This is a genomic window from Escherichia sp. E4385, assembly GCF_963883145.1.
GTDB lineage: Bacteria > Pseudomonadota > Gammaproteobacteria > Enterobacterales > Enterobacteriaceae > Escherichia.
This window is the reverse complement of the sequence record NZ_CAWOOJ010000009.1, coordinates 49,375-69,492: the sequence shown is the minus strand read 5'-3', so window position 1 is coordinate 69,492 and position 20,118 is coordinate 49,375. Positions and strand designations below refer to the sequence as shown.

Sequence of the window (20,118 nt, the reverse complement as noted above, 5' to 3'; positions counted from 1 at the left end):
ATTACTGCTTCAGGGTCGCAAATGCCTGAATGATGGCATCGATTTGTTCACAACTGTGGGCAGCGTTTACGCTACAGCGCAACAGCGTAATACCCGCAGGCGCGGCAGGTGGCAGGATAAGATTCACATACACGCCCAGCGAAATAAGCTCACGCCAGATGCGTAAACCTTCCTTTTTCGAACCGATTATTACCGGCACTACCGGACTAATATGTGAGCTTAACTCGTAACCCAGTTTTTGCAGCCCGTCATACAGATGGTTGGCATTATCCATCAGTTTTTGCCGCAGCTCTGGTTGAGTGGCAATGGTTCTTAACGACGAGCGCACGGTTGCAATGCAGGAAGGAGAAGGGGAGGCGGTAAAAATATACGGACGGCTGCCGTAGCGCAGCACTTCCATCGCTTCCGAACCCACGGCAAAACCACCAATAGAAGCCAGGCTTTTACTGAAGGTGCCAACGATAATATCCACATCATCTTCAACGCCAACGGCTTCAACCAGTCCGCGCCCCGTTGCGCCTAACACGCCAAATGAATGCGCTTCATCGACAATCAAATAACCGCCGAGACGACGTTTGATATCAACGATTTCCGCCAGCGGTGCGACGTCACCGAGCATACTGTAGATGCCTTCAACGATGATAATCGCCTCTTTTGCCCGTTCACCGAGGCGCACCATGCGACGTTCCAGATCGTTGGCGTCATTATGGCGGAAACGAATAATTTCCGCGCCGCCGAGAGAACAGGCGTCATAAATACTGGCGTGGCTGTCAGCATCCAACAACACCACGGCGTTATGGTCGGCAAGTGCGCTGATGACACCTAAATTAGCGGTATAACCGGTTGAAAAAACGATAGCGGTAGGACGATTGAAAAACTCGGCGATCTCTTTCTCTAACGCCAGATGCGGCGCATAACTACCATTAGCCATACGTGAACCGGTGGTGCCGGTGCCCTGCGTCGCTAACGCTGCCTGACCATCGGCGATGGCATTATGATTGAAGGTTAAACCGAGATAATTATTGGTCCCGGCCAGAATCACTTTTTTATCGCCAATGCGCCCTTCGGTGGCGGAATACACTTCATCAATACAGGTGCCAAACGGCGTTAACCCGTTATCGCTAAATTGCAGTCGCTCGCCCGCAAGACGCGCATATTTATCGTATAGCCCCATTATTTATTCTCCAGCCATGGAAGTAGTGTTTCCATTAATTGCACAGGGGTTTTGACATCCAGCAGAATATTAATAGGAATGGAAATATCAAATCTGTCTTCCAGCATCATTAAGAGATCCATCACTTTAATCGACTCCAGGCCGAGATCGTTGACGAGATCGCTGTCAGGCTTAATTTCCACACCGTTTTCGACCAAATCCTGTAAACAGGAAAGGATGTAATCCATTACTATTTCACGATTTACCATAGAAACGTTAACACACCTTTAAACAAGACAATCAAAATAGCCCGTTGCGTAATGCGTGTTCCAGGCTAATCCCGGGAAACCAATTAATATCTTCAGAAATACGGTTATTACTTGCCGACCAGTCGGCGTGGGTTAATTCACGAATTTTCGAGCGGGTCAGCATAGGTTCTTTACCTGCCAGGCGACTCAACGCGGTACTGACATCTGCAAGGCAGGTGAGCAACGGCAGAGGAACGCCGACCATCCGTACAGCTCCTTGACGGGCGGCTGCGGCCAGTTGTTGCACGCGCTGCCAGTCATAGCCACCGGCGACACCATCACATAATTCATACGTTTGCGCCTGTACGGAATCGGCGCTTAACCACTGACCCACAGCTTGCGCGAAATCGGTGACGTGCAGGAAAGAGAGCTGTGTATCTGGTGCGCCCAGCCGCGGCAGCAGGCCACGCAGCATCCAGTCAAACAGTGGTTTTAACTCTTTATCGCCGGGGCCATAGACTGCTGTTGGGCGAAAAATGCCCAGCGTAATTTCGTCCGCCATTGCTGCTAGTCGTTGTTCGGCGACGTGTTTGGATTTCGCGTACCAGGAGAGTTCGGGATGGCGCGCCGCCAGCGAAGAGATAAAAAGAAAACGTTGGCAAAAGCCACTCTCTTTTGCCGCCTGCATCAGGCGCAGACTGCCGTCAACGTTACAGCGAGTAAAGACATCCTCTTTGTGTCCGCGTACTTGCCCGGCGCAATGGACCACAGCACCGGCACCAGCAACCAACTCGCTAAGTGAATGCGTATCTTCCAGCGAACCGCGCACCCAGATGAGATTGTCATTGACGTGAGCGCGGGAAGTACGCGTCAATGCGCGGACGTGAAAGCCGCGGGCGAGCAGGTTATCGACAATATATTTACCGATAAACCCGGTAGCGCCCGTTACCGCGACAGTTTGATTCATGCGAGAGATTCCTGCACATGGAAACTGGCGGCAACGGCTTTCTGATAACGTTTTTTGGCTTCTGCGCGGGCGGGCTTGCCGGAAGATGTGCGAGGAATGCTGTGGGGCGGTAACAGGTCGATAGCCGCGGTTACGCCAAATTCGCTTTGTATCCGCGCCGCCAGCGAGTGGATAAGCTGCGTGCGGCGCTCTGCGTCGCTGATCCGACACTGGATCTGCAAAATGATTTTTTCCTGGGCGGTAACAAACGCAATGGCATCGCCAGAGTGAATTTCTGGCTCCTGTTCCGCAATGTATTCAATATCCTGCGGCCAGATATTACGCCCACGAATAATAATCAGGTCTTTAATGCGCCCGGTGACATACAGATAACCGTCCAGCAGATAGCCGAGATCGCCGGTATCTAACCAGCCCGTCGCGGTAATTTCGTCTTGTGAAGCCTGATCGCCAAAGTAACCGCTCATCAGGCTGGGGCCGGAGATGCAAATATGGCCCACCACACGTTCCGCTACTGGTATACCTGCTTCATTACGGATTTCAATGCCATGTTCCGGCAACGCCTTACCACAGTTGACGAAAGTTGATACGGCACGTGTTTCAACACCTGGCGTCACGGCTTTACCCTGGTATTCGAGGATATCGCGATCCACTTCGTTGACCACAACTCCGGAGGCTTCATCTGAGAAACTGACAGCCAGCGCGTTTTCTGCCAGTCCGTAGCAGGGCATAAACGTTTTATCGTCAAAGTTAACCTGACGGAAACATTCAGCAAATTGATGGAGTTGTTCTGCGGAGATGGGTTCAGCGCCAATACCCGCGACGCGCCAGCAGGAGAGATCCAGTTCAGCGAGATCTTTTTCATTCACGCGGCGCTGGCACAATTCATAGCCAAACGGCGGCGCAACGGAAACAGTGCCACGATTTTTACTGATCAATTTAAGCCATTGCAGTGGGCGCATGGCGAAATCCTGGGTGCGCAAATAATCCACCGAAAGCTGCGTGGCAACAGGCGTCAGGAGAAAACCGACCAGCCCCATATCATGGTAGAAAGGCAGCCAGGAGACACAGCGGTCGCCAGGGCGTAATTTAATGCCATCGTGGCTGATGGCGCGTAGATTAGCCATCACTTCGCGGTGAGTGATGATAACGCCACGGGGAAAACGGGTGCTGCCGGAGGTGTACTGCAAATAGGCGATATCGTCCGGAATTGGACGCTGGAGCGCAACATCGGCTTCCGGTAATGCCTTAAACCAGGCGTGGCTTAAAACATGTAATTCGGGGTTATCATGCGTCGCGGCATTGACCAGCGGCAACCATTCATCGCCAGTGATTATCGCGGCTGGTTGGCAGCTTGCCAGTAAACCTTGCAGTTTGGTGCTCCAGGAATCCCTCTGACCGACGCCCATTGGAATCGCCAATGGTACGGCAACTAATCCAGCATACTGGCAGGCAAAAAATGCCTCGACAAACCCGCTACTGGTTTCGGCAATCAGCGCCACGCGATCGCCTTTTTTCAGGTTCAGCGATAGCAGCCGCCTGGCTCCCGTTTCCGCGCGCACTTTTAAAGTGTGATATTCCAGTTCATCTTCAAGCTGGCTACGCCTGTCATAAAAATTCATTCCGGCGTTACTCAGAGCGGCATAGTCCAAAGCATCAACCAGCGTTGGAAAATCGGCATAGCGCATAGGCAAAGAATGCGTAAAGATTTTATTGGACATATACACCACAAGAAAATTGGATATCAAAAATAAAATGACAATAATGCGGTGGATTATATATGCATAAAAGATAAATGAGATAGTATTTTCATCGTTGTGATATTGAACATTGATTAAAATAATAAGTTCTGCTCTGTTATTTTTTATTGTGAATAATATTTAATTTATGAATGTATTAAGGTGATGCCTTGTCGGGTCGCTTAAGTCTATAAGAGACATTATTGACTGTTTAACGCAGTCACTGGTTTTATCAACATCATTAATAAATATTGTTTTGTCTTCGTTTGTATTCATTGGGTGGATTATTAAGGTGCCGTTCGTTGTGGTTACTGCCTGTTTTTCACCGTTAATTATTTGTTATCCACGTAAATATGGAATGCGATCTGCTGATGATTAAAATTGAAAAAGTAATAAATAAAAACGACTTAAAAGCATTTATCGCTTTTCCGTCGTCACTTTATCTCGATGATCCAAACTGGATCCCTCCTTTATGCATTGAACGCAGTGAGCATCTGTCACAAAAGAATCCGGGAACGGACCATATCATCTGGCAGGCATGGGTGGCGAAAAAAGAGGGGCAGGTAGTAGGGCGCATTACCGCGCAAATCGATACCTTACACCGCGAGCGTTACGGCGAGGATACCGGTCATTTCGGCATGATTGACGCCATTGATGATTTGCAGGTTTTTAAAGCTTTATTTGGCGCAGCGGAAGCATGGCTGAAGTCACAAGGTGCACGCAACATCACCGGGCCTTTTAGCCTGAATATCAATCAGGAAAGCGGATTACTGATTGAAGGTTTTGACACACCACCCTGTGCGATGATGCCGCACGGTAAACCGTGGTATGCCGCGCATATTGAACAACTGGGTTATCACAAAGGTATTGATTTACTGGCGTGGTGGATGCAGCGAACCGATCTCACTTTCTCTCCGGCGCTAAAAAAACTGATGGATCAGGTGCGCAAAAAGGTGACCATTCGCTGTATTAATCGTCAGCGGTTTGCCGAAGAGATGCAGATCCTGCGCGAGATTTTCAACTCCGGCTGGCAGCACAACTGGGGATTTGTGCCGTTTACCGAACATGAATTTGCGACCATGGGCGATCAACTTAAGTATCTGGTGCCGGACGATATGATCTACATCGCCGAGATTGATTCTGCACCCTGCGCGTTTATTGTCGGCTTACCGAACATCAACGAGGCGATTGCCGATCTGAACGGATCGCTCTTTCCCTTCGGCTGGGCAAAATTGCTGTGGCGCTTGAAAGTCAGCGGTGTGCGGACCGCGCGAGTGCCGCTAATGGGGGTTCGCGACGAGTATCAGTTCAGCCGCATCGGCCCGGTGATTGCTCTGTTATTGATTGAAGCCTTACATGATCCGTTTGCTCGCCGGAAGATCGATGCGCTGGAAATGTCATGGATCCTCGAAACCAATACAGGCATGAATAACATGCTGGAACGCATTGGGGCGGAGCCGTACAAGCGTTACCGCTTGTATGAAAAGCAGATTTGACTCCAGCTAACTCTGGTTCATTTCCAGCGGCACCGCCGAACGAATCAAATGGTGGCCTTCCAGTTCGATATCGTGGAGATTCTTTTTCACGGTCATCACATGATCGCGGGCGGCGCGCTGGGCGACATGCGGGAGTCGCTGCAACACCGCGTTATAGATCCGCGCATGCTGGCGATCGATCTGCTTTTTTTGCTGTGGTCGATGGTAGAGATTATTCACGCTGGCAAACACCGAATTAAACATTAGATCGGTCAATGATTGCAGCGTAAACACCAGCACCTGATTGTGGGAAGCCTGACAAATGGCGAGATGGAAAGCGTGATCCAGCTGTGCATGTTCGATCAGCGAAAGCTCTTTGTTGTGCTCACTGGCAGCGAGCATTTTTTCATAACAGCGGGTTATCAAAACAAAATCAGCCTGGGTTCCCAGCGTAGCTGCCAACCTTGCCGATTCGCCTTCCAGCAATGCGCGGACATCAAGCAGATCGTACAGCGTTCGCGGCTGCGTGCTGAACAGATGAATTAGCGGGCTGGTGTCCTGGACCCGATTAAGCCGTGCAACACGAGAATCGCGACCCTGCGCTGTTTCAATAATCCCGCGCCCGCGTAGCACGGTCAGCCCTTCACGCAGTGCGGAACGCGAGAAGCCGAGCTTTTCGCACAGCCGACGCTCCGAGGGAAGCGGCTGACCGACCTTCAGTACGCCGTCGATAATTAACCGTTCGATACTCTCAGCAACTACTTCGCAAATAGGGCGACGTTCATCTTTCATTCCCGGACCTCGTGCACAGGTAGGACCAATTTTTCTGTTCTTAACTCGCGAAACACGTACATCACGTAAGTGATTATGTTACATCAATTTAACATTGAGTTAACCAACGCGAAGTCACAGAGATGGAAAAAAAATGGTCTGACCGGTAGCTAAAGAGATAGACGAAAACGAAAACCCCGCTTAATAACTGTTCACAGAAGCAGCGCGCAAAAATCAGCTGCCACACAACACAACAAAGCGAACCCTACTCATGAGCATCTTGTACGAAGAGCGTCTTGATGGCGCTTTACCCGATGTCGACCGCACATCGGTACTGATGGCACTGCGTGAGCATGTCCCTGGACTGGAGATCCTGCATACCGATGAGGAGATCACTCCTTACGAATGTGACGGGTTGAGCGCGTATCGCACGCGTCCATTACTGGTTGTTCTGCCTAAGCAGATGGAACAGGTGACGGCGATTCTGGCCGTTTGCCACCGCCTGCGTGTGCCGGTGGTGACCCGTGGCGCAGGCACCGGGCTTTCTGGCGGCGCGCTGCCGCTGGAAAAAGGTGTGTTGTTGGTGATGGCGCGCTTTAAAGAGATCCTCGACATTAACCTCGTCGGGCGCCGTGCGCGCGTGCAGCCGGGCGTGCGTAACCTGGCGATCTCCCAGGCCGTAGCACCGCATAATCTCTATTACGCGCCGGACCCCTCCTCACAAATTGCCTGTTCGATTGGCGGCAACGTGGCGGAAAACGCGGGGGGCGTCCACTGCCTGAAATATGGGCTTACTGTACATAACCTGCTGAAAATTGAAGTGCAAACGCTGGACGGCGAGGCGCTGACGCTGGGATCGGACGCGCTGGATTCGCCTGGTTTTGACCTGCTGGCGCTGTTCACCGGATCGGAAGGTATGCTCGGCGTGACCACCGAAGTGACGGTAAAACTGCTGCCGAAGCCGCCCGTGGCGCGTGTGTTGTTAGCCAGCTTTGACTCGGTAGAAAAAGCCGGACTTGCGGTTGGTGACATCATCGCCAATGGCATTATCCCCGGCGGGCTGGAGATGATGGATAACCTGTCGATCCGCGCGGCAGAAGATTTTATTCATGCCGGTTATCCCATCGACGCCGAAGCGATTTTGTTATGCGAGCTGGACGGCGTGGAGTCTGACGTACAGGAAGACTGCGAGCGAGTTAACGACATCTTACTGAAAGCGGGCGCGACTGACGTCCGTCTGGCACAGGATGAAGCAGAGCGCGTACGTTTCTGGGCTGGCCGCAAGAACGCTTTTCCGGCGGTGGGGCGCATCTCTCCCGATTACTACTGCATGGACGGCACCATCCCACGCCGCGCGCTACCTGGCGTACTGGAAGGCATTGCCCGTTTATCGCAGCAATATGATTTACGCGTCGCCAACGTCTTTCATGCCGGAGACGGCAACATGCACCCGTTAATCCTTTTCGATGCCAACGAACCCGGTGAATTTGCCCGCGCGGAAGAGCTGGGCGGGAAGATCCTCGAACTCTGCGTTGAAGTGGGCGGCAGCATCAGTGGGGAACACGGCATCGGGCGCGAAAAAATCAATCAAATGTGCGCCCAGTTCAACAGCGATGAAATCACGACCTTCCATGCAGTCAAGGCGGCGTTTGATCCCGATGGTTTGCTGAACCCAGGAAAAAACATTCCCACGCTACACCGCTGCGCTGAATTTGGTGCCATGCACGTGCATCACGGCCATTTACCTTTCCCTGAACTGGAGCGTTTCTGATGCTACGCGAGTGTGATTACAGCCAGGTACTGCTGGAACAGGTGAATCAGGCGATTAGTAATAAAACGCCGCTGGTGATTCAGGGAAGCAATAGCAAAGCCTTTTTAGGCCGTCCTGTCACCGGGCAAACGCTGGATGTGCGTTGTCATCGCGGCATTGTTAATTACGACCCGACCGAGCTGGTGATTACCGCGCGTGCCGGAACGCCGCTGGTGGCGATTGAAGCGGCGCTGGAAAGCGCGGGGCAAATGCTCCCCTGCGAGCCGCCGCATTATGGTGAAGAAGCTACCTGGGGCGGGATGGTCGCCTGCGGGCTGGCGGGGCCGCGTCGCCCGTGGAGCGGTTCGGTCCGCGATTTTGTCCTCGGCACGCGCATCATTACCGGCACAGGAAAACATCTGCGTTTTGGCGGCGAAGTGATGAAAAACGTTGCCGGATACGATCTCTCGCGATTAATGGCCGGAAGCTACGGTTGTCTTGGCGTGCTCACTGAAATTTCAATGAAAGTGTTACCGCGACCGCGCGCCACCCTGAGCCTGCGTCGGGAAATCAGCCTGCAAGAAGCCATGAGTGAAATCGCCCAGTGGCAACTTCAGCCGCTACCCATTAGTGGCTTATGTTACTTCGACAACGCGTTGTGGATCCGCCTTGAAGGCGGTGAAGGATCGGTGAAAGCGGCGCGTGAACTGCTGGGGGGCGAAGAGGTTGCGGGTCAGTTCTGGCAGCAATTGCGTGAACAACAACTGCCGTTCTTCTCGTTACCAGGTACCTTATGGCGCATTTCATTACCCAGTGATGCGCCAATGATGGATTTACCCGGCGAGCAACTGATCGACTGGGGCGGGGCGTTACGCTGGCTGAAATCGACAGCCGATGACAATCAAATCCATCGCATCGCCCGCAACGCTGGCGGTCATGCGACCCGCTTTAGTGCCGGAGATGGCGGCTTTGCCCCGCTACCGGCTCCTTTATTCCGCTATCACCAGCAGCTTAAACAGCAGCTCGATCCTTGCGGCGTGTTTAACCCCGGTCGCATGTACGCGGAACTTTAAGGAGCAGGCTATGCAAACCCGGTTAACCGAAGAGATGCGGCAGAACGCGCGAGCGCAGGAAGCCGACAGCATCCTGCGCGCCTGTGTTCATTGCGGATTTTGTACCGCAACCTGCCCAACTTATCAGCTATTGGGCGATGAACTGGACGGGCCGCGCGGGCGCATCTATCTGATTAAACAGGTGCTGGAAGGCAACGAAGTTACGCTTAAAACACAGGAGCATCTCGATCGCTGTCTCACTTGCCGCAATTGTGAAACCACCTGTCCTTCTGGTGTGCGCTATCACAATTTGCTGGACATCGGGCGTGATATTGTCGAGCAGAAAGTGAAACGCCCTCTGCCGGAGCGAATGCTGCGCGAAGGATTGCGCCAGGTAGTGCCGCGTCCGGCGGTCTTTCGCGCATTGACGCAGGTAGGGTTGGTGCTGCGACCGTTTTTGCCAGAACAGATAAGAGCAAAATTACCCGCTGAAACGGTGAAAGCCAAACCGCGTCCACCGCTGCGCCATAAGCGCCGGGTTTTAATGCTGGAAGGTTGCGCCCAGCCTACACTTTCGCCCAACACTAACGCGGCAACCGCGCGGGTGCTGGATCGTCTGGGGATCAGCGTCATGCCAGCTAACGAAGCAGGATGTTGTGGCGCGGTGGACTATCATCTTAATGCGCAAGAGAAAGGGTTAGCGCGGGCGCGAAATAACATTGATGCCTGGTGGCCCGCGCTTGAAGCAGGTGCCGAGGCAATTTTGCAAACCGCCAGCGGCTGCGGCGCGTTCGTTAAAGAGTATGGGCAGATGCTGAAAAACGATGCGTTGTATGCCGATAAAGCGCGTCAGGTCAGTGAGCTGGCGGTCGATTTAGTCGAACTTCTGCGCGAGGAACCGCTGGAAAAACTGGCAATTCGCGGCGATAAAAAACTGGCCTTCCACTGCCCGTGTACCCTACAACATGCGCAAAAGCTGAACGGCGAAGTGGAAAAAGTGTTGCTTCGTCTTGGATTTGCCTTAACCGATGTTCCCGACAGCCATCTGTGCTGCGGGTCGGCGGGAACATATGCGTTAACGCATCCCGATCTGGCGCGCCAGCTGCGGGATAACAAAATGAATGAGCTGGAAAGCGGCAAACCGGAAATGATCGTCACCGCCAACATTGGTTGCCAGACGCATCTGGCGAGCGCCGGTCGAACCTCTGTGCGTCACTGGATTGAAATTGTAGAACAAGCCCTTGAAAAGGAATAACAAAATGAAAACTAAAGTCATTCTTAGCCAGCAAATGGCGAGTGCAATTATTGCCGCAGGTCAGGAAGAAGCGCAGAAAAATAACTGGTCTGTTTCCATTGCTGTTGCCGATGACGGCGGTCATCTGCTGGCGTTAAGTCGCATGGACGATTGCGCGCCGATAGCGGCCTACATCTCTCAGGAGAAAGCGCGTACTGCCGCGCTGGGGCGTCGCGAAACTAAGGGCTATGAAGAGATGGTGAACAACGGACGTACCGCGTTCGTGACTGCGCCGTTACTGACGTCGCTGGAAGGTGGCGTACCGGTTGTTGTTGATGGACAAATTATTGGTGCCGTGGGCGTTTCTGGTTTAACCGGAGCACAGGATGCGCAGGTCGCGAAAGCGGCAGCAGCGGTGTTGGCGAAATAAGCGAAAACGAGGAGATAAACAATGAGTCAAACCATAACCCAGGGCCGTTTACGCATTGACGCCAATTTTAAACGTTTTGTGGATGAAGAAGTTTTACCGGGAACAGGGCTGGACGCTGCGGCGTTCTGGCGCAATTTTGATGAGATCGTTCACGATCTGGCGCCAGAAAATCGTCAATTACTGGCAGAGCGCGATCGCATTCAGGCGGCGCTGGACGAATGGCATCGCAGCAATCCGGGGTCGGTAAAAGACAAAGCGGCTTATAAATCTTTCCTGCGTGAACTGGGCTATCTCGTGCCGCAGCCGGACCACGTTACGGTGGAAACCACGGGCATCGACAGTGAAATCACCAGTCAGGCGGGGCCACAGCTGGTGGTTCCGGCGATGAACGCCCGCTACGCGCTGAACGCGGCAAACGCTCGCTGGGGCTCACTGTACGATGCGTTATACGGCAGCGACATCATCCCACAGGAAGGGGCGATGGTCAGCGGCTACGATCCGCAGCGCGGTGAGCAGGTTATCGCCTGGGTTCGGCGTTTCCTTGATGAATCTCTACCGCTGGAAAACGGCAGCTATCAGGATGTGGTGGCGTTTAAGGTGGTCGACAAACAATTACGTATCCAGTTGAAAAATGGTAAAGAAACCACGTTACGTACTCCGGCACAGTTTGTCGGTTACCGTGGTAATGCCGCTGCGCCGACCTGCATTTTGCTGAAAAATAACGGCCTGCATATTGAGCTGCAAATCGATGCCAACGGGCGAATTGGCAAAGACGATCCGGCGCACATCAACGACGTTATCGTTGAAGCCGCCATCAGTACCATTCTCGACTGTGAAGATTCGGTCGCTGCGGTTGATGCGGAAGATAAAATCCTGCTGTACCGCAACCTGCTGGGCCTGATGCAGGGGACTCTGCAAGAGAAAATGGAGAAAAACGGTCGGCAAATCGTGCGTAAACTGAATGACGATCGTCAGTACACCGCCGCCGATGGCTCTGAAATTTCTCTGCACGGGCGCTCGCTGCTGTTTATCCGCAACGTGGGTCATTTGATGACCATTCCCGTAATTTGGGACAGCGAAGGCAATGAAATTCCGGAAGGCATTCTTGATGGCGTCATGACTGGCGCGATTGCCCTCTATGATTTAAAAGTGCAGAAAAACTCGCGCACTGGCAGCGTCTATATTGTGAAACCGAAAATGCACGGTCCGCAGGAAGTGGCGTTCGCCAACAAACTGTTTACCCGCGTTGAGGCAATGCTCGGTATGGCACCGAATACCCTGAAAATGGGCATTATGGATGAAGAACGCCGGACCTCGCTGAACTTGCGTAGCTGTATCGCTCAGGCGCGCAACCGCGTGGCGTTCATCAATACCGGTTTCCTCGACCGTACTGGCGATGAGATGCATTCGGTGATGGAAGCTGGCCCGATGCTGCGTAAAAACCAGATGAAATCGACGCCGTGGATCAAAGCCTACGAGCGCAATAACGTGCTTTCCGGTCTGTTCTGCGGGCTGCGCGGTAAAGCGCAAATCGGCAAAGGCATGTGGGCAATGCCGGACCTGATGGCAGACATGTACAGCCAGAAGGGCGACCAGTTACGTGCCGGGGCAAACACGGCCTGGGTTCCGTCGCCAACTGCAGCTACGCTCCATGCGCTGCACTACCACCAAACCAACGTACAGAGCGTGCAATCCAACATTGCCCAGACCGAGTTCAATGCTGAATTTGAACCGCTGCTGGACGATCTGCTGACCATTCCGGTTGCTGAAAATGCTAACTGGTCGGCGCAAGAGATCCAACAAGAGCTGGATAACAACGTGCAGGGAATTCTGGGCTACGTGGTGCGTTGGGTAGAGCAGGGGATTGGTTGTTCAAAAGTGCCGGATATTCACAACGTGGCGCTGATGGAAGACCGTGCAACGCTGCGCATCTCCAGCCAGCATATTGCCAACTGGTTACGCCACGGCATTCTGACCAAAGAGCAGGTGCAGGCGTCGCTGGAGAATATGGCGAAAGTGGTTGATCAGCAAAACGCTGGCGATCCGGCTTATCGTCCGATGGCGGGGAATTTCGCTAACTCGTGTGCCTTTAAAGCTGCCAGCGATTTGATCTTCCTCGGCGTGAAACAGCCAAACGGTTATACCGAACCGTTATTACACGCCTGGCGTTTACGCGAAAAAGAAAGTCATTAATAGCGTCAAAAAAAGCCCCGGCAAGTTTTATTGTCGGGGCTATTATAGTAACTGCGGTAGTACATTTATCCCGGAAATAACCGGAGCGATTATCAGGGTTTAACAAAATTAAATACCCGCAGCGCATTACTAGCGGGCCTAAAACAACAATATGGACATCTTAACGATACTCTGCACCTGCGTGTGCGGAACAGAAACCCTTACCCGATATACTTGTTATGCCAGAGGTAGCAATTGCGTTAGCAGCGTACTGTTGCTGTAAAGTATAACGCCTATATTTTACAGTTCAGTCCTCTTTTGCTTATTACAACCTTAATCATATCAAGCATATAAAGATAATAAGAGACTGAACAATATGGTTACCTGGACCCAAATGTATATGCCGATGGGAGGACTGGGGCTATCCGCTCTGGTTGCCCTGATCCCAATAATATTCTTCTTCGTTGCACTTGCGGTATTACGTCTGAAAGGGCATGTCGCTGGAGCAATAACCCTTATATTATCTATCCTGATTGCGATATTCGCCTTTAAAATGCCGATTGATATGGCATTTGCGGCTGCGGGCTATGGCTTTATTTATGGATTATGGCCTATTGCCTGGATTATTGTCGCGGCGGTATTCCTGTATAAATTAACCGTTGCCAGCGGTCAGTTTGATATTATCCGCAGTTCGGTTATCTCCATCACCGACGATCAGCGTTTGCAGGTGTTACTGATTGGTTTCTCCTTTGGCGCGTTGCTGGAAGGGGCGGCAGGCTTTGGCGCACCGGTGGCAATTACAGGGGCATTGCTGGTGGGCCTGGGCTTCAAACCGCTATACGCAGCGGGGCTATGTCTGATAGCCAACACTGCGCCGGTGGCGTTTGGTGCGTTGGGCGTGCCGATACTGGTCGCCGGTCAGGTGACCGGAATCGATCCGTTCCACATTGGTGCAATGGCGGGACGTCAGTTGCCGTTCCTGTCGGTGCTGGTGCCGTTCTGGCTGGTGGCGATGATGGATGGCTGGAAAGGGGTGAAAGAGACGTGGCCAGCGGCGCTGGTTGCGGGTGGTAGCTTTGCGGTTACCCAGTTCTTTACCTCTAACTACATTGGTCCTGAGCTGCCGGATATTACTTCGGCGCTGGTGAGTATCGTCTCACTGTCTTTATTCCTTAAAGTCTGGCGACCGAAAAATACCGAAACGGCAATCAGCATGGGGCAATCCGCAGGTGCGATGGTGGTGAATAAACCGTCTTCTGGCGGTCCCGTGCCTTCAGAATATAGTCTGGGGCAAATCATTCGCGCGTGGTCACCGTTTTTAATCTTAACGGTGCTGGTCACCATCTGGACCATGAAGCCGTTTAAAGCGTTATTTGCTCCGGGCGGTGCGTTTTATTCGCTGGTGATTAATTTCCAGATCCCTCATTTGCATCAACAAGTCTTGAAAGCGGCCCCCATTGTCGCCCAGCCGACGCCAATGGACGCGGTGTTTAAATTCGACCCGCTCTCTGCTGGCGGCACCGCTATTTTTATTGCAGCGATTATCTCTATCTTCATCCTCGGCGTGGGGATCAAGAAAGGTATTGGCGTCTTTGCAGAAACGCTAATTAGCCTGAAGTGGCCGATACTGTCGATTGGCATGGTGCTGGCATTTGCCTTCGTGACCAACTATTCCGGTATGTCTACCACGCTGGCGCTGGTACTGGCGGGTACTGGTGTGATGTTCCCGTTCTTTTCGCCATTCCTCGGCTGGCTGGGGGTATTCCTTACCGGCTCGGACACCTCCTCGAACGCTCTGTTTGGTTCACTACAATCAACCACGGCGCAGCAAATCAACGTCTCTGACACTCTGCTGGTGGCAGCAAATACCAGCGGCGGCGTAACTGGCAAGATGATCTCCCCGCAATCTATCGCCGTGGCCTGCGCCGCGACGGGCATGGTGGGCCGAGAATCTGAACTGTTCCGCTACACCGTGAAGCACAGTCTGATTTTTGCCAGCGTTATCGGCATTATCACCCTGCTGCAGGCATATGTGTTTACCGGAATGTTAGTTTCGTAAGTCAATAATGCCGGATGATCGTCAATATCATCCGGCTTCTTTCTACTCACGTTTCATTATCCTGACTAAATAATTGTAAAATCATTTCGTTGTTTATTATCCATGCATAAATAATATTTCGTGTTCAGATAACTCGCTAAATAATTAAGGGAGTGAGAATATCTATTTTTTTGTCACGCAAAACAAGTCTGTATTAATTGTGTTCGCTTGATGAGCAAACACCGTGCTGTCTGTTGCTTTTGCAATCGCAATCGTTAAAACTATCAACAACTTGGGATAGTTACATTGTGAATAATTGTTACTTTTTTGTTTGTTGAATCATTTTATAAATACCCCGTCTGACATCGAATAGGGGATATTCTTATAAATTTCACCTGTTTCGTTATCAATAATGCAGTTTTTTTAAGAATGGAGGAAGTTACTAGAGAAGGTAAAACATAAAACTATTTCCCCAGTTACGAATTTTTTAACTATATTTTGTCACTTGCGTTATTAATGAATAAGAAATTTAAATATAAAAAATCGCTTTTAGCGGCTATTTTAAGCGCAACCTTATTAACCGGTTGTGATGGCGGCGGTTCAGGTTCTTCCTCCGATACTCCGCCTGTAGATTCTGGAACCGGGTCTTTGCCGGAAGTGAAACCCGACCCAACGCCAACCCCGGAGCCGACGCCGGAGCCTGAACCTACTCCGGACCCGACACCTGAGCCAGAGCCAACGCCAGAACCGGAGCCAGAACCTGTTCCTACGAAAACAGGTTATCTGACCCTGGGCGGAAGCCAGCGGGTAATCGGTGCTAAATGTAATGGTGAATCCAGCGACGGCTTTACTTTTACACCTGGCGAGAACGTTACTTGCGTGGCAGGTAACACGACAATTGCCACCTTCAACACTCAGTCAGAAGCTGCGCGTAGCTTGCGTGCGGTTGAAAAAGTGTCGTTTAGCCTTGAGGATGCGCAAGAACTGGCGGGGTCTGATGACAAGAAAAGCAATGCGCTCTCGCTGGTAACCTCCATGAACAGTTGTCCGGCGGATACAGAACAGGTTTGCCTGACGTTCTCCTCGGTGATCGAGAGTAAACGCTTCGACTCGCTGTATAAGCAAATCGATCTGGCACCGGAAGAGTTCAAAAAGCTGGTCAATGAAGAGGTGGAAAACAATGCCGCGACTGATAAAGCGCCATCCACTCATACTTCACCGGTTGTGCCAGTCACCACACCGGGAACAAAACCGGATCTGAACGCTTCCTTCGTGTCGGCTAACGCGGAACAGTTTTATCAGTATCAACCTACGGAAATCATTCTCTCCGAAGGCCGACTGGTAGATAGCATGGGCAATGGTGTGGTTGGCGTAAATTACTACACCAGCTCAGGCCGTGGCGTGACTGGCGAAAACGGCAAATTCAACTTCAGCTGGGGCGAAACCATCTCCTTTGGTATCGACACCTTTGAACTGGGCTCAGTACGCGGCAATAAGTCGACCATTGCGTTGACTGAGCTGGGCGACGAAGTTCGCGGCGCGAATGTCGATCAGCTGATTCATCGTTACTCCCAGGCCGGAAAAAATGATGAGCGTGAAGTGCCGGACGTAGTGCGCAAGGTCTTTGCCGAGTATCCCAACGTGATCAACGAGATTATCAATCTCTCGTTATCCAATGGCGAGGCGTTGAGCGAAGGCGATCAAACCTTTGAGCGGACAAACGAATTTCTTGAGCAGTTTGAATCCGGGCAGGCTAAAGAGATTGATACGGCGATTTGTGACTCCCTTGGGGGCTGCAACTCTCAGCGTTGGTTCTCGCTGACGACGCGCAATGTTAATGACGGCCAGATTCAGGGCGTTATCAACAAGCTGTGGGGCGTGGATGAAGATTACAAATCGGTGACGAAATTCCACGTCTTCCATGACTCTACCAACTTCTATGGCAGCACCGGTAATGCGCGCGGTCAGGCGGTGGTAAATATCTCCAACGCGGCATTCCCGATTCTGATGGCGCGTAATGATAAAAACTACTGGCTGGCCTTCGGCGAAAAACGCGCCTGGGATAAAAACGAGCTGGCGTACATTACTGAAGCGCCTTCTCTTGTGGTACCTGAAAACGTTACGCGCGATACCGCGACCTTCAACCTGCCATTTATTTCGCTGGGGCAAGTTGGTGAGGGTAAACTGATGGTTATCGGTAACCCGCACTACAACAGCATTCTGCGTTGCCCGAACGGTTACAGCTGGAACGGGAGCGTTAATAAAGACGGACAGTGTACGCTCGACAGCGATCCGGACGACATGAAGAACTTCATGGAGAACGTACTGCGCTATCTGTCAAATGAACGCTGGCTGCCGGATGCGAAGAGCAGTATGACCGTGGGCACTAACCTGGATACGGTTTATTTCAAAAAAGCGGGTCAGGTATTAGGAAATAGTGCTCCGTTTGCTTTCCATAAGGATTTCGCAGGTATCACGGTTAAACCGTTGACCAGTTATGGCAATCTGAATCCAGATGAAGTTCCTCTGCTGATCCTCAATGGCTTTGAGTATGTGACTCAGTGGTCTGGCGATCCCTATGCAGTGCCTCTGCGTGCAGATACCAGCAAACCGAAGCTGACCCAGCAGGATGTGACGGATCTGATCGCCTATCTGAACAAAGGCGGATCGGTGCTGATCATGGAAAATGTGATGAGCAATCTTAAGGAAGAGAGCGCATCAGGCTTTGTACGTCTGCTTGATGCCGCAGGTCTGTCGATGGCGCTTAACAAATCGGTGGTGAATACCGATCCGCAGGGTTATCCAGACCGCGTGCGCCAGCGTCGAGCGACTGGCATTTGGGTTTATGAACGTTATCCGGTTGTGGAGGGTGAACTGCCGTACACCATTGATTCCCAAACAGGAAAAGTTACCTGGAAATATCAGATTGATAACAAACCTGATAAGAAACCGAAACTGGAAGTTGCCAGCTGGCAGGAAGATGTCGATGGCAAACAGGTCAAACGCTATGCCTTTATCGATGAGGCGGAGTTTAAAACAAAAGAGTCTCTGGAGGCGGCAAAGGCAAAAATCTTTGAGGCGTTTCCTGGATTAAAGGAATGTAAGGACCCGGCATATCACTATGAGGTCAACTGTCTGGAATACCGCCCGGGCACGGGAGTTCCTGTAACGCCAGAGAATAATACTGGCATGTTTGTTCCGCGCTATACGCAACTGAATCTCAGCGCCGACACTGCGAAAGCGATGGTGCAGGCGGCGGATTTAGGCACCAACATTCAGCGCCTGTATCAGCATGAGCTTTACTTCCGTACCAATGGTCGCAAAGGTGAGCGTCTGAGCAGCGTCGATCTGGAACGTCTGTACCAGAACATGTCGGTCTGGCTGTGGAACGACATTAAATATAGCTATGACAGCAGCAAGGAAGACGAGCTGGGCTTTAAAACGTTCACCGAGTTCCTGAACTGCTACGCCAACAATGCCTATACCGAAGGCACGCTGTGTTCTGCAGATCTGAAAAAATCGCTGGTCGATAACAATATGATCTACGGAGATACAACTGCCAAAGCGGGCATGATGAACCCGAGCTATCCGCTCAACTATATGGAAAAACCGCTGACACGCCTGATGCTGGGTCGTTCCTGGTGGGATCTGAACATTAAGGTTGATGTCGAGAAATATCCGGGAGCGGTATCGGCAGAAGGGCAGGAGGTTACTGAAAGCATCAGCCTGTACTCGAGTCCGACCAAATGGTTTGCGGGTAACATGCAGTCTACAGGCCTGTGGGCTCCGGCTCAGCAGGAAGTCAGCATTAAGTCCAATGCGAACGTTCCTGTGACTGTCACCGTGGCGCTGGCCGACGACCTGACCGGACGTGAGAAGCATGAAGTTGCTCTGAACCGTCCGCCAAAAGTGACGAAAACCTATGATCTGGATGCTCAAGGCACGGTGACCTTCAAGGTGCCTTACGGTGGTCTGATTTATATCAAGGGCAACAGCTCAAAGAATGAGTCAGCCAAATTCACCTTTACCGGTGTAGTAAAAGCGCCGTTCTATAAAGACGGTAAGTGGCAACACGATCTGAACTCCCCTGCGCCGCTAGGCGAGCTGGAGTCTGCGTCGTTCGTCTATACCACGCCGAAGAAGAACCTGAATGCCAGCAATTTCACGGGTGGCGTAAAACAATTCGCTAAGGAACTGGATACCTTTGCCAGCTCGATGAATGACTTCTACGGACGCGATGGCGAAAACGGCGACCACCGGATGTTTACCTTTGAAAACTTGCCGGGTCACAAACACCGTTTCACCAACGATGTGCAGATCTCCATCGGTGATGCGCACTCTGGTTATCCGGTAATGAACAGCAGCTTCTCGACGAACAGCACCACGCTGCCGACGACGCCGCTGAACGACTGGCTGATCTGGCATGAAGTAGGGCATAACGCCGCAGAAACACCACTGACTGTACCGGGCGCAACTGAAGTGGCGAACAACGTGCTGGCGCTGTACATGCAGGATCGCTATCTCGGCAAGATGAACCGTGTCGCTGAAGATATTACCGTCGCGCCGGAATATCTGGACGAGAGCAACGGTCAGGCATGGGCGCGCGGCGGTGCGGGTGACCGTCTGCTGATGTACGCGCAGCTGAAGGAATGGGCAGAGAAAAACTTTGATATCAAGAAATGGTATCCAGATAGCAAGCTGCCAGAGTTCTACAGCGAGCGTGAGGGGATGAAAGGCTGGAACCTCTTCCAGTTGATGCATCGTAAAGCACGCGGCGATGATGTTGGTGACAAGACCTTTGGTGGCAAGAATTACTGTGCTGAATCCAATGGTAACGCTGCCGACACGCTGATGCTGTGTGCCTCCTGGGTCGCTCAGACGGATCTTTCGGAGTTCTTTAAGAAATGGAATCCGGGCGCGAATGCTTATCAGCTGCCGGGGGCAAGCGATATGAGCTTCGAGGGCGGTGTGAGCCAGTCGGCTTACAACAAGCTCGCTGCGCTTGGTCTGCCGAAACCGCAGCAAGGAGGACCGGAAACCATTAACAAGGTTACCGAGTATTCGATGCCTGCTGAATAAACCGGATAAGGCG

The 20,118-nt window shown here is 52.0% G+C and carries 13 protein-coding genes; 8 read left to right on the top strand and 5 right to left on the bottom strand.

All coding sequences use genetic code 11. The features are described from left to right. Window position 1: 1 nt before the first annotated feature. The 4 genes from spt to AACS80_RS08330 are packed head-to-tail and all read right to left on the bottom strand — an operon-like array spanning window position 2 to window position 4,086. Window positions 2-1,174 (bottom strand): serine palmitoyltransferase, encoded by a 1,173-nt coding sequence (spt, locus tag AACS80_RS08345; RefSeq protein WP_135492282.1) that lies wholly within the window; start codon window positions 1,172-1,174, stop codon window positions 2-4. Continuing rightward, window positions 1,174-1,422, bottom strand: coding sequence for an acyl carrier protein (locus AACS80_RS08340; protein WP_001697422.1), 249 nt, complete (start codon window positions 1,420-1,422; stop codon window positions 1,174-1,176). The genes spt and AACS80_RS08340 overlap by 1 nt, the downstream gene beginning before the upstream one ends. 31 nt (window positions 1,423-1,453) lie before the next feature. Further along, a complete protein-coding gene (locus AACS80_RS08335) occupies window positions 1,454-2,368 on the bottom strand; it encodes an NAD-dependent epimerase/dehydratase family protein (protein ID WP_135492283.1) in 915 nt (304 codons plus the stop codon). After that, a complete protein-coding gene (locus AACS80_RS08330) occupies window positions 2,365-4,086 on the bottom strand; it encodes a fatty acyl-AMP ligase (protein ID WP_240725744.1) in 1,722 nt (573 codons plus the stop codon). Before AACS80_RS08330 ends, AACS80_RS08335 begins: the two co-directional genes overlap by 4 nt. Before the next feature lie 371 nt (window positions 4,087-4,457). On the opposite strand from AACS80_RS08330, the gene yghO reads away from it, so the two are divergent. Beyond that, entirely contained in the window at window positions 4,458-5,600 is a 1,143-nt protein-coding gene (yghO, locus tag AACS80_RS08325; RefSeq protein WP_171021407.1) for a protein YghO, read from the top strand. A 6-nt stretch (window positions 5,601-5,606) separates the two neighbouring features. Here the strand turns inward: yghO and glcC are convergent, their stop codons facing one another. Continuing rightward, on the bottom strand, window positions 5,607-6,371 hold the full coding sequence (gene glcC / locus AACS80_RS08320; RefSeq protein ID WP_130208005.1) for a transcriptional regulator GlcC: 765 nt from the start codon (window positions 6,369-6,371) through the stop codon (window positions 5,607-5,609). A 250-nt stretch (window positions 6,372-6,621) separates the two neighbouring features. Here glcC and glcD point away from each other — a divergent pair, with 250 nt between their 5' ends. The 7 genes from glcD to sslE all read left to right on the top strand — a co-directional run bounded on the left by glcD (window position 6,622) and on the right by sslE (window position 20,105). Continuing rightward, on the top strand, window positions 6,622-8,121 hold the full coding sequence (gene glcD, locus AACS80_RS08315; protein WP_135410455.1) for a glycolate oxidase subunit GlcD: 1,500 nt from the start codon (window positions 6,622-6,624) through the stop codon (window positions 8,119-8,121). Continuing rightward, window positions 8,121-9,173: a glycolate oxidase subunit GlcE gene (glcE, locus tag AACS80_RS08310; RefSeq protein WP_135410454.1), complete on the top strand. Its 1,053-nt coding sequence runs from the start codon at window positions 8,121-8,123 to the stop codon at window positions 9,171-9,173. Before glcD ends, glcE begins: the two co-directional genes overlap by 1 nt. Window positions 9,174-9,183: 10 nt before the next feature. Next, window positions 9,184-10,407 carry a glycolate oxidase subunit GlcF gene (gene glcF, locus AACS80_RS08305; protein WP_135410453.1) on the top strand — a complete coding sequence of 408 codons (1,224 nt, stop codon included), beginning with the start codon at window positions 9,184-9,186 and terminating at the stop codon, window positions 10,405-10,407. 4 nt (window positions 10,408-10,411) lie between these two features. Further along, complete coding sequence (locus tag AACS80_RS08300; RefSeq protein WP_000853256.1) at window positions 10,412-10,816, top strand: GlcG family protein; 405 nt, start codon at window positions 10,412-10,414, stop codon at window positions 10,814-10,816. Window positions 10,817-10,837: 21 nt separating this feature from the next. Further along, window positions 10,838-13,009 carry a malate synthase G gene (gene glcB / locus AACS80_RS08295; protein WP_135410452.1) on the top strand — a complete coding sequence of 724 codons (2,172 nt, stop codon included), beginning with the start codon at window positions 10,838-10,840 and terminating at the stop codon, window positions 13,007-13,009. A gap of 355 nt (window positions 13,010-13,364) precedes the next feature. Then, window positions 13,365-15,047, top strand: a complete 1,683-nt coding sequence (gene glcA / locus AACS80_RS08290; protein ID WP_106991688.1) for a glycolate permease GlcA — start codon at window positions 13,365-13,367, stop codon at window positions 15,045-15,047. A 495-nt stretch (window positions 15,048-15,542) separates the two neighbouring features. Continuing rightward, on the top strand, window positions 15,543-20,105 hold the full coding sequence (gene sslE / locus AACS80_RS08285) for a lipoprotein metalloprotease SslE (protein WP_138183745.1): 4,563 nt from the start codon (window positions 15,543-15,545) through the stop codon (window positions 20,103-20,105). Window positions 20,106-20,118 lie beyond the last annotated feature (13 nt).